The following is a 10192-nucleotide window of genomic DNA, read 5'->3' on the forward strand; positions in this document are numbered from 1 at the left end:
GTTGTACTCAGGAGTTGTACGCGCTCTGCGCCCGCTCAAGACCCTCGATCACCAGACACTCCACCGCGTCCGCCGCACGGTCCACGAAATAGTCCAGCTCCTTGCGCTCCGCCGACGAGAAGTCCTTCAGCACGAAGTCCGCCACCTGCATACGACCCGGAGGCCGCCCGATCCCGAACCGCACCCGGTGATAGTCCGCACCCATCGCCTTCGTCATCGACTTCAGACCGTTGTGCCCGTTGTCCCCACCACCCAGCTTCAGCCGCAGCACGCCGTAGTCGATGTCCAGCTCGTCATGCACCGCCACGACATGCGCCACCGGCACCTTGTAGAAGTCCTTCAGCGCGTTCACCGGACCACCCGACAGATTCATGTACGACATCGGCTTCGCCAGAACCACCCGCCGGCTGCCCGGCCCCGCCGGACCGATCCGCCCCTCCAGCACCTGCGCCTGCGCCTTGCCCGCCCGCTTGAACCTCCCCCCGATCCGCTCCGCGAGCAACTCCACCACCATGAAACCGACGTTGTGCCGGTTCATGGCGTACTCCGGCCCGGGATTCCCGAGCCCGACGATCAGCCAGGGATCAGTACTGGCGGGGGTGGTCACGTCCATGTCTCCTTGATACGCGCCAGCCGCCGCTCCCCGCGAGGGAAACGGCGGCTGGACCGGATGATGACGACGGCGAGGATCAGGCCTCGGCGGCCTCTTCGCCCTCGACGGCCCCCTCACCCTCGGTCTCCTCGGCCTGCGCGGCCAGGACCTGCAGGACGACAGCGTCCTCCTCGACGGCCAGCGTGGTGCCGCTCGGAAGGGTGATGTCCTTGGCGAGGACCGAGGCACCGGCCTCCAGACCCTCCACGGAGACGGTCACGGCCTCGGGGATGTGCGTGGCCTCGGCCTCGACCGGCAGCGCGTTCAGGACGTGCTCCAGCAGGTTGCCACCCGGGGCCAGCTCGCCCTCGGTGTGCACCGGAACCTCGACCGTGACCTTCTCGCCACGCTTGACCAGCAGCAGGTCCACGTGCTCCAGGAAGCCCTTCAGCGGGTCACGCTGCACGGCCTTCGGAATCGCCAGCTCGGTGGTCTTGCCGTCGATGTCCAGCGAGATCAGGACGTTCGGCGTACGCAGCGCCAGCAGCAGGTCGTGACCCGGCAGGGTCAGGTGCACCGGCTCGGTGCCGTGGCCGTAGAGAACAACCGGAACCTTGCTGTCACGGCGGATGCGACGAGCCGCACCCTTGCCGAACTCGGTACGGGTCTCGGCGGCGAGCTTCACCTCGGACATAATGATCACTCCTCGTAGGAACTCGGAACGGACGTGGTCACCCGGCCACGAACGGCCTGCTACGAAGAGCGCGTCGATAACGGACCGCCGTACTGCACGAGTACGGCCTCCCTCGCCGAGCAACTGCAGCAGTCTACTCGGCAAGGGAGGCCGCACCCAAAAGGATCTTCAGCCGTCATGGACACAGACGGCGCAGAAACCTCACTGCTCGTCGAACAGGCTCGTCACCGAACCATCCTCGAACACCTCACGCACCGCACTCGCAATCGTCGGAGCGATCGACAACACCCGGATCTTGTCCAGATCCCGGCCCAGCTCCGCCGGAGTCGGCAACGTGTTCGTGAACACGAACTCACTCACCCGTGAGTTCTTCAACCGGTCCGCGGCAGGACCCGACAGCACACCGTGCGTAGCCGTCACGATCACATCCTCGGCACCATGCGCGAACAGCGCATCAGCAGCCGCACAGATCGTCCCACCCGTGTCGATCATGTCATCGACCAGCACACACACCCGGCCCTTGACCTCACCCACGACCTCGTGGACGGTCACCTGGTTCGCCACATCCTTGTCCCGCCGCTTGTGCACGATCGCAAGCGGCGCACCCAACCGGTCACACCACCGGTCCGCCACCCGCACCCGACCCGCGTCCGGCGACACCACCGTCAGCTTGTCCCGGTCCACCTTCTCGCCCACATAGTCCGCCAGCAGCGGCAACGCGAACAGATGATCCACCGGCCCGTCGAAGAACCCCTGGATCTGATCCGTGTGCAGATCCACCGTCAGGATCCGGTCCGCACCCGCCGTCTTCATCAGATCAGCGATCAGACGCGCCGAAATAGGTTCACGACCCCGGTGCTTCTTGTCCTGCCGCGCGTAACCGTAGAACGGCACGATCACCGTGATCGAACGAGCCGACGCACGCTTCAGCGCATCGATCATGATCAACTGCTCCATGATCCACTGATTGATCGGAGCCGTGTGGCTCTGGATCACAAAGCAGTCCGCACCACGCGCCGACTCCTGATAACGGACGTAGATCTCACCGTTCGCGAAGTCGAAGGCCTTCGTCGGGACAACCCCGACACCCAACTGCTGGGCGACCTCCTCGGCAAGCTCGGGGTGGGCGCGGCCGGAGAAGAACATCAACTTCTTCTCGCCGGTCGTCTTGATCCCGGTCACAGCACAGTCTCCTCAGAGGTTGTCTCAGACCAGCCGGCAGCTCGGGCGACCTCCCGTCTGGGCATGAGAGGCCGAACCAGCTGGTAGGGGTGCGGGTGCACGTGTGCGGATGTGCACTTATCACGGTACGCCGTGTTTGGCGCACACGAATCCGGTCAGCCCTCGCTCTCACCCCTCCGGGACGCCGCCTCGGCCGCCTTCGCCGCCGCGCTCCCCGGACGCTTCCGAGCCACCCAACCCTCGATATTCCGCTGCTGACCACGGGCCACAGCCAGCGAACCAGGCGGCACATCCTTCGTGATCACAGACCCGGCAGCGGTGTAAGCACCGTCCCCGACCGTGACAGGAGCCACAAACATGTTGTCCGAACCCGTCTTGCAGTGCGACCCGACAGTCGTGTGGTGCTTGTGCTCCCCGTCATAGTTCACGAACACACTCGCCGCCCCGATGTTCGTGTACTCACCGATCGTCGCATCACCGACGTAGGAGAGATGCGGCACCTTCGTACCCTCGCCGATGCTGGCGTTCTTCGTCTCGACGTACGTCCCGATCTTGCCCTTGAGACCCAGACGCGTCCCCGGACGCAGATACGCGTACGGCCCGACACTCGCCTGCGGACCCACCACAGCCCCGTCCGACACGGTGTTGTCCACCCGCGCCCCAGCACCCACCCGCGTGTCCTTCAGCCGGCTGTTCGGCCCGACCTCCGCACCCTCACCGAGATGCGTGGAGCCCGTCAGCAGCGTGTTGGGGTGAACGAGCGCATCCCGCTCGAAGGTCACCGTCACATCGACCCAGGTCGACGCCGGATCGACGATCGTCACCCCGTCCAGCATCGCAGCGGTCAGCAACCGGTCGTTCAGGATCCGGCGCGCCTCCGACAACTGCACCCGGTTGTTGATCCCGGCGATCTCCCGGTGATCACCGGCCACGGAAGCCCCGACCCGGTGACCGGCCTCGCGGAGAATGCCCAGGACATCGGTGAGGTACTCCTCACCCTGACTGTTGTCCGTCCGCACCTTCTTCAGCGCGTCCGCCAGCAACTGCCCGTCGAACGCGAACACCCCGCTGTTGATCTCCCGGATCGCCCGCTGGGCATCGGTGGCGTCCTTGTGCTCCACGATCGCGGTCACGGCACCCGTCGCCTCGTCCCGCACGATCCGGCCGTACCCGGTGGCATCCGGCACCTCGGCGGTCAGCACGGTCACGGCGTTGCCGTCGCCGGCGTGGGTCCCGGCGAGCTGCTTCAGCGTCTCGGCGGTGAGCAGCGGCGTGTCCCCGCAGACCACCACGACGGTCCCGTCGACGGCCCCGCCCAGCTCCTCCAGGCCCATCCGCACGGCGTGCCCGGTCCCGTTCTGCTCCGCCTGTACGGCGGTCCTGGTGGCCGGGTCGATCTCGGCGAGGTGAGCGGTGACCTGCTCACGGGCGTGGCCCACGACGACGACCAGATTCTCCGGGTCCAACGCACGGGCGGCGGCCAGCACATGGCCCACCAGGGAACGGCCACAGATCTCGTGCAGGACCTTCGGTGTGGCCGACTTCATACGGGTGCCCTCACCCGCTGCGAGAACGACGACGGCTGCCGGGCGGATGGCGCTCACGGGGTTGCCCTTCGGCTGTGGGTGAGTGGGGATGACAGCCGCAGGATACCGGGGTGTTACTTGGGGGAGGTGAGAGCGGGTCCTGACGGGGGTGGTACCAGTCAGGACCCGAACTGAGCAGATGCTCCCGGGGGAGGACTCGAACCCCCATGATCAGAACCAAAATCTGACGTCTTGCCCTTAGACGACCCGGGATTACCGCTATGTCCGATTTCCTAGATCGGAGCCGGACGCAGCCCCTACTATGCCGTACCAGGCGCCCTCGATGCGACGGTACAGATCCGCACCTTGGCGGACTTTGATGCCAAGGCAGCCTCGATAGCGGTCGCCCGTGTTCTTTCGCACGGTCGTGGGGTTGTGCTTCTTGAGCGTGGTCTTGCCCAGGAGGGCCCTGTCTACGCCAACGAGGGCGGCCCAGTAGCGTTCGGCGGCGTCGACGTCTGCGGATTCGTGAATCATGACTCGGCAGTGCAGGCGATCACGCTCCACTCCGAGCAGGTCCAGCCAGGCGAGGAAGACAGTGATCATGGTCGGGTCGCTGTTGACGAACTCAACACTCTCCCGACGAGCGTGCGGCTTGTCCTTCGTCCCCTCGGCCCAGTACAAGGCGACGCCAAGGATGAATAGCTCACGGTCGGACAGTTCGCCGATGGTTGCCGCTGCCGCTTGTTTCGTGGCCGCTCGCTCGCGGTCCTGCTCGGCGCGCAGTCTCGCGAGTCCCGCGTTCATGCGTGCCCGTTGCTCTTCCGGTGTGCGCTTGGGTTCCGGATGCGGCAGATCCCGTACCCACAAGGAGACCGAGCTCTTCGAGCACCCCAGTTCTGCTTGGATCTCGTTGTACGTCCAACCCTGCCGCCGCAGCTCACGCGCCCTCTCTCGCAGCGCATCCTTCGCCCTCGGGCGCTTCGTCCACTCCGGCGGTGGCTCCCCCTTCACCAGCTGGTTGAGGATGTCGTTGTTGAAGATCTTCAGCTCGTCCCGGATCTGCCGGAGGCTGTAGCCGGCCCGCCGCAACGCGACCGCCCGTTCCCGCAAGCCCTCGAAGTCGGCGTATTTGCTGTGTGAATGTGCCATGGGCATACCGTCCGGGCGGAACGGGGTGTTCCGGGGTCGAACAGGAAGGGTTCCCAGTTCGAGTGATTTCGGTGGGTTTCGAGGTGGCGCGGTTACGGAGTGTGGTGTGTGGAGGTCGGCGAAAGTCGCCGGAAATGGCGCGGGGGTCGCCCGTAGGCTGGACGTATGACCGTGACGGGGGAAGAGCATGCCGAGGGCCTGACCGGCCCGTGGTGGTGGGCCAGGTGGCGTAGTGCGGTGCTCGACGGGAGTCTCGCGCTGGTGTCGGCCGTGGAGTGCGGCGCGGAGGGGGTTCCGTTCGCGCGGGATGCCGGCATTCCGGTGGCGGTGGGGGTCGTTTTCGGGGTGATCGCCGGGTCCGTCCTGCTCGTGCGGCGGAAGTGGCCGATTGCCGTCGTGCTCGTGGCGATTGCGATCACGCCGGCGCAGATGGGGTTTCTGCTGGGGGTCGTCGGGCTGTACACGCTGGCCGCGTGTGAGGTGCCGCGGCGGGTCATCGGGGCGCTGGCGGGGATGTCGCTGGTGGGCACGGCGGTGGTGACGTTCGTGCGGGTGCGGCAGGACATGGCGCGCGGTGATCTGACGTTGGGTGACTGGTTCGTGCCGTTCGCGGCGGTGACGACGGCGCTGGGGCTGACGGCTCCGCCGGTGCTGCTGGGTCTGTACGTGGGGGCGCGGCGGCGGTTGATGGAGAGCCTGCGGGAGCGGGCGGACAGTCTGGAGCGGGAGCTTCAGTTGCTGGCCGAGCGGGCGGAGGAGCGGGCCGAGTGGGCGCGTAACGAGGAGCGGACCCGGATCGCCCGTGAGATGCATGACGTGGTCGCGCATCGGGTGAGTCTGATGGTGGTGCACGCTGCCGCGCTGCAGGCTGTGGCTCGGAAGGATCCTGAGAAGGCGGTGCGGAATGCCGCGCTGGTGGGGGACATGGGGCGGCAGGCGTTGACCGAGTTGCGGGAGATGCTGGGGGTGCTGCGGGCGGGGGAGGATCCGGTCCGGCGTGGTTCGGGGGTGCCGTTGGCGGCGGTGGGGGAGGCGGCTGCGGCGGCGGCTTCGCGGGTGGCGGAGGTGGACGGTTCGGTGGACGGGCCGTGTCTGTCGGAGCTGGAGGAGCTGGTCGGGCAGTCGGCGGCGGCGGGGATGGTCGTGGATCTGTCGGTGGAGGGGGAGGTGCGGTCGTATGCGGCGGTGGTCGAGCAGACGGCGTACCGGGTGGTGCAGGAGGCGTTGACGAACGTCCACAAGCATGCGGCGGGTGCGAAGACGCATGTGCGGCTCGCGCATCGGGTGTCGGAGATCGCGATGCAGGTGGAGAACGAGCCGCCGCCGGAGCCGGGGTCGGCGTCGTCGGCGGGGTTGCCGTCGGGGGGGAACGGTCTGGTGGGGATGCGGGAGCGGGTCGCGGCGCTGGGTGGTGTGTTCGTGTCGGGGCCGACGGATGCGGGGGGTTTCCGGGTGTCGGCGGTGATTCCGGCGGCGTGAGCAGACCTCGGTTCGCGGGTCAGCCGGCGGTGAGTCGTACCGGCTGGATGCCTGTGACGAGGGTGGCGAGGGCGTGGTCGATGTCGGGGCCGACGTACCAGTCGCCGGTGTGGTCGAGGGTGTAGACGCGGCCTTCGGTGTCGATGGCGAGGACGGCGGTGGTGTCGGTCTCTTCGCCGAGGGGGCAGAGTTCGGTGGCGAGGGCGCGGCCGAGGTCGCCGAGGGTGCGGGCGTGGTGGAGGCCGTGGAGGGGGTCGAGGTGGAGGGTGGCGGGGGCGATCTGGCGGCCGGGGCCGCTGGGGGTGATGGTGAGGCCGCCGAATTCGGCCCAGGCTTCGACGGCGGCGGGGAAGACGGTGTGCCGGTGGCCGGCGGGTGAGGTGTGTTCGCGGAGGGTGTCGGCCCAGATTTCCGCCTGTTTTATGTCCCAGCGTCCGGGTTGCCAGCCGGCGGCGCGCAGGGCGGCGTCGACGAGTACGGGGAAGCGGGAGGGGGGTCCGCCCGGTCGGGCGGAGCCGGGGCTGGGGGTGGAGGTGCGGTCGGCGTGCATCGGCCCTTCGTTCGTCGAGCTTGCTGGGTGTCACTGGTGTTGACGGGGGCTGTCAGCCGTCGGTTGCCGTGGGGTCGACGATGCGGACGCCGAAGTGGGCGCTGAGGGCGGTGCAGGCGCGGCAGGGGGTGGCGAAGCTGCCGTGGAGGGGGTCGCCGTCCTCGCGTATGCGGCGGGTGGTGAGTTTGGCGTGTTTGAGGGCTTTGCGGGCTTCGCTGTTGGTCATGGGTTTGCGGGCGGCGCGTTTGCTGCGGGCTGCGTCGGCGGTGGTGAGGTGCCGGGAGATGAGGATGGTCTCGGCGCAGCGGCCGGTGAAGCGGTCGCGTTCGCCGCTGGTGAGGGTGTCGAGGAAGTCCTGGACGAGGGGGTGCAGGGGCGGGGGCTGGTCGCTGCGGGCGGCGGTGCCGGTGAGGGTGGCGCCGCGGACGGAGAGGGCGGCGGCGATGGTGGGCAGGATGCCGTCGCGGCGGTGGCGGAGGGTGGGGGCGGGTGTGTCGGTGCCGCTCCAGCCGATGCGTGGGTCGCCGGCCCGCACGTCGGTACCTCCGGTTCGCAAGGTATTCATGTTCGTTTTCCCCTCCCCGGGCGTTCCCCGGTGTCCCCCGAAGGACACAGGGTGCCAAATGCCGTGGCGGGTGCGGAAGCTGGGGCGGTGCGACACGCCCTGTTCGGGGCTGGTCGTCACGGTGGGGTGACGGCTGGTCACGGAGGTGGCGGGTGGTTGTCTCCGGGAGGTGGTGGGTGGTTGTCTCCGGGAGTGGAGGGGTGGTTTCCGCGAGGTGCGGTGGGCCGGTGACCGGGGTTCGGGTACCGCATAGGCTGTCGGCATCCGCGATCGACACCGCCATTCGAGGCCAGAGAGAACGCCGCAGGGGGCTACCGCCATGACGACAGGTCGGCTCGGGCAGCAAGCCGCGCCGCCGAACGCGGCCTATGCCGGGCAGGTCGTGCACTTCCCGGATCCGGTCCGGGCGGCGCGTCACCCGAGAGGGGTACGGGTCGATGAGGGTGGTTACCCGGATTTCTCGCCGTACGCGCGCGTGGCGGTGGAGATCGCCGAGCCGCCGGAGGGCTTCGGTGTCGACGAGTTGCGGCTGACGGATTATGTGTCGGCGAACGCGGCGTTGGCGGCGGCGGGGCACGAGTTGTGGGACACGGTGCCGGATGTGGCGACGCCGCACGGCTGGACGTGGCACCACGTGGCGGGGACGCGGCGGCTGGAGTTGGTTCCGGTCGAGGTGAAGGCGTTGCTGCGGCATCACGGTGGGGTGGCGACGGCGGCGGTGGACCACGGCAAGCGGGGGACGCGGCCGTTGCAGGAGACGCGGCCGGCGCATTTCGGTCTGCCGAAGTCGGGTGTGGCGGTGTCGGAGGGGCAGGTGCAGGGGGTCGAGGAGGATCTCGGCTACCGGCTGCCGGGCGCGTATCGCTCGTTCCTGAAGGCGGCGGGTGGGTGTGCGCCGGTGGGCACGGCGCTGGACGCCGAGCTGGGGCTGCTGCTGGACCAGCCGTTCTTCACGGTGCGGGACGAGGCCGCGGTCAATGACCTGGTGTACGTGAACAAGTGTCTGCGCGACCATCTGACGAAGGATTACCTCGGGGTGGCGTTCGTGCAGGGCGGGTTGCTCGCGGTGAAGGTGAAGGGCGAGCGGCCTGGTTCGGTGTGGTTCTGCGCGTACGACGATGTGCGTGATGTGGATCCGTCGTGGTCGCCGGCGGAGCGGGTGGAGCGTCTGCTGCTGCCGTGCGGCGACGACTTCGACGTCTTCCTGTCGCGGCTGGCGGGCAGTCCGCCGGAGTTGGAGACGGTGGCGAATCTGATGGTCGACGGCGGTTTCGCCCGTGTCGTTCCGGTGTCTTCCGGCCCGGTGGGGGAGTGAGCTTCAGGCGATGGTGACCTACGCGCAGGCGCAGGAGCGCGCCGAGGAGTGGATCAACGGTGACGTGCCCGCGTACCAGCACCGTGAGGTGCGGGTGCGGGAGTTCGAGCTGGGTTTCGTGGTGTGGGGGGAGGACCGGGCGGAGGGTCCGCGTTCGGACGCGGGTGCGCAGCGGCTCGTGATCGCCCGGGACAGCGGGGAGGCGACGCTGTGGCCGGGGTTGCCGGTGGGTGAGGTGATCCGCCGGTACGAGGAGGAGTACGGCCGTGCGGAGGAGCCGCAGGACGCGGTTCCGGCGCCGGCTGCGGCGCGGGTGGATCTGAATCAGACGTCGTTCCTGCTGACTCCTCCGGAGTGGTTGCAGGAGGCGGCGGACAAGCTGGGCATCGGGGACCGGCGGCCGGGGGGCGAGGACGGTTCGGGGGCCAGTGCCGGTGCCGGGGCTTCTGGTGGCGTGGGTGCCGGTTCGGGGTCGTCCGGTGCCGTTGCCGCGGGCGTCGGTGGGTCCGGTGCCGGTGCGTCGGGTGCCGGTGCCGGTTCGGGTGCCGGTGGTGGGGCTTCGTCCGGTGCGGCGGGGCCGGCGGAGACGCAGGCCGGGGTGCCGGCGGGGGCGTCCGGTGTGGCCGGGGGCGCTGGTGCTTCTGGTGGCGCGCAGGGCGGGGTACAGGCGCCGGGCGCGTCCGGTGTGCCCGGGGCGCCTGCTCCTGTGGGACCGCCTTCCGTGGAGGTGCCGGTGGGGGCCACGCCCTGGGCCGGTACGGACACGAACGCGGACTCCGGTGAGGACGACCGTTCGGTGCCGTTGCCCGCGACGGTGTTCGCGCCGCCGTTGAGCGATTCCGACGACGCGGCTCCGCGGCCGCCGGTGAGCGCGCCGGATGCGAAGACGGCGTTGATGTCGGGGGGCAGTCAGCTGCCGCCGACGGCGGTCGCGCCGGCGCTCGATCCTTCGGACACGCCGGGCGCGCAGGGCTTCCCGCCGGGCGCGCCGGGTGTCCAGCCCGGCCCTGGCGGTACGCCGGGGGCTCCTGGCGCTGGGTATGCGCCGGGCGCGCCCGCTGTCCCCGGGGCGCCCGCCGCCCCTGCCGCGCCGGGTGCTCCGCAGGGCAGTACGCCTCCGCCGCCGCCGGGTACGCC

Annotated in this window: 9 protein-coding genes, 1 tRNA gene and 1 pseudogene; 3 read left to right on the forward strand and 8 right to left on the reverse strand. The window is 69.1% G+C overall.

Features of this window, described 5'->3' with window-relative positions:
- Nucleotides 1-7: 7 nt before the first annotated feature.
- From pth to ABB07_RS22540, 6 genes are all read right to left on the reverse strand, one after another.
- Nucleotides 8-613 (reverse strand): aminoacyl-tRNA hydrolase, encoded by a 606-nt coding sequence (gene pth / locus ABB07_RS22515; protein WP_208900403.1) that lies wholly within the window; start codon nucleotides 611-613, stop codon nucleotides 8-10.
- Nucleotides 614-689: 76 nt separating this feature from the next.
- Nucleotides 690-1286, reverse strand: coding sequence for a 50S ribosomal protein L25/general stress protein Ctc (locus ABB07_RS22520; RefSeq protein WP_208900404.1), 597 nt, complete (start codon nucleotides 1284-1286; stop codon nucleotides 690-692).
- A 201-nt stretch (nucleotides 1287-1487) separates the two neighbouring features.
- Nucleotides 1488-2468, reverse strand: a complete 981-nt coding sequence (locus tag ABB07_RS22525) for a ribose-phosphate diphosphokinase (RefSeq protein ID WP_055704852.1) — start codon at nucleotides 2466-2468, stop codon at nucleotides 1488-1490.
- Nucleotides 2469-2623: 155 nt separating this feature from the next.
- Nucleotides 2624-4072, reverse strand: coding sequence for a bifunctional UDP-N-acetylglucosamine diphosphorylase/glucosamine-1-phosphate N-acetyltransferase GlmU (glmU, locus tag ABB07_RS22530; RefSeq protein WP_208900405.1), 1449 nt, complete (start codon nucleotides 4070-4072; stop codon nucleotides 2624-2626).
- Between the two features lie 124 nt (nucleotides 4073-4196).
- Nucleotides 4197-4267: transfer RNA gene (locus tag ABB07_RS22535), tRNA-Gln, on the reverse strand.
- 6 nt (nucleotides 4268-4273) lie between these two features.
- Nucleotides 4274-5146, reverse strand: coding sequence for a hypothetical protein (locus ABB07_RS22540; RefSeq protein ID WP_208900406.1), 873 nt, complete (start codon nucleotides 5144-5146; stop codon nucleotides 4274-4276).
- Between the two features lie 165 nt (nucleotides 5147-5311).
- On the opposite strand from ABB07_RS22540, the gene ABB07_RS22545 reads away from it, so the two are divergent.
- Nucleotides 5312-6625, forward strand: a complete 1314-nt coding sequence (locus tag ABB07_RS22545) for a sensor histidine kinase (protein WP_208900407.1) — start codon at nucleotides 5312-5314, stop codon at nucleotides 6623-6625.
- 19 nt (nucleotides 6626-6644) lie between these two features.
- Here ABB07_RS22545 and ABB07_RS22550 read toward each other — a convergent pair whose 3' ends face one another.
- Nucleotides 6645-7175, reverse strand: a complete 531-nt coding sequence (locus ABB07_RS22550; RefSeq protein ID WP_208900408.1) for an SUKH-3 domain-containing protein — start codon at nucleotides 7173-7175, stop codon at nucleotides 6645-6647.
- Nucleotides 7176-7227: 52 nt separating this feature from the next.
- Nucleotides 7228-7740 carry a YwqJ-related putative deaminase gene (locus ABB07_RS22555; protein ID WP_208900409.1) on the reverse strand — a complete coding sequence of 171 codons (513 nt, stop codon included), beginning with the start codon at nucleotides 7738-7740 and terminating at the stop codon, nucleotides 7228-7230.
- A gap of 319 nt (nucleotides 7741-8059) precedes the next feature.
- Between ABB07_RS22555 and ABB07_RS22560 the strand changes: the two genes are divergently transcribed.
- Both ABB07_RS22560 and ABB07_RS22565 read left to right on the forward strand, forming a co-directional pair.
- Nucleotides 8060-9055: an SMI1/KNR4 family protein gene (locus ABB07_RS22560; protein WP_208900410.1), complete on the forward strand. Its 996-nt coding sequence runs from the start codon at nucleotides 8060-8062 to the stop codon at nucleotides 9053-9055.
- A gap of 10 nt (nucleotides 9056-9065) precedes the next feature.
- Nucleotides 9066-10192, forward strand: a pseudogene (locus tag ABB07_RS22565) (SUKH-4 family immunity protein); the annotation flags it as partial.

The sequence above is a fragment of the Streptomyces incarnatus genome (assembly GCF_001027185.1).
GTDB lineage: Bacteria > Actinomycetota > Actinomycetes > Streptomycetales > Streptomycetaceae > Streptomyces > Streptomyces puniciscabiei.

Coding starts and splice junctions, on each gene's coding strand:
- ABB07_RS22555 (WP_208900409.1), bottom strand. CDS start 7,740: ATGAATACCTTGCGAACCGGAGGTACCGACGTGCGGGCCGGCGACCCA.
- ABB07_RS22560 (WP_208900410.1), top strand. CDS start 8,060: ATGACGACAGGTCGGCTCGGGCAGCAAGCCGCGCCGCCGAACGCGGCC.
- ABB07_RS22520 (WP_208900404.1), bottom strand. CDS start 1,286: ATGTCCGAGGTGAAGCTCGCCGCCGAGACCCGTACCGAGTTCGGCAAG.
- ABB07_RS22545 (WP_208900407.1), top strand. CDS start 5,312: ATGACCGTGACGGGGGAAGAGCATGCCGAGGGCCTGACCGGCCCGTGG.
- ABB07_RS22550 (WP_208900408.1), bottom strand. CDS start 7,175: ATGCACGCCGACCGCACCTCCACCCCCAGCCCCGGCTCCGCCCGACCG.
- ABB07_RS22540 (WP_208900406.1), bottom strand. CDS start 5,146: ATGGCACATTCACACAGCAAATACGCCGACTTCGAGGGCTTGCGGGAA.
- pth (WP_208900403.1), bottom strand. CDS start 613: ATGGACGTGACCACCCCCGCCAGTACTGATCCCTGGCTGATCGTCGGG.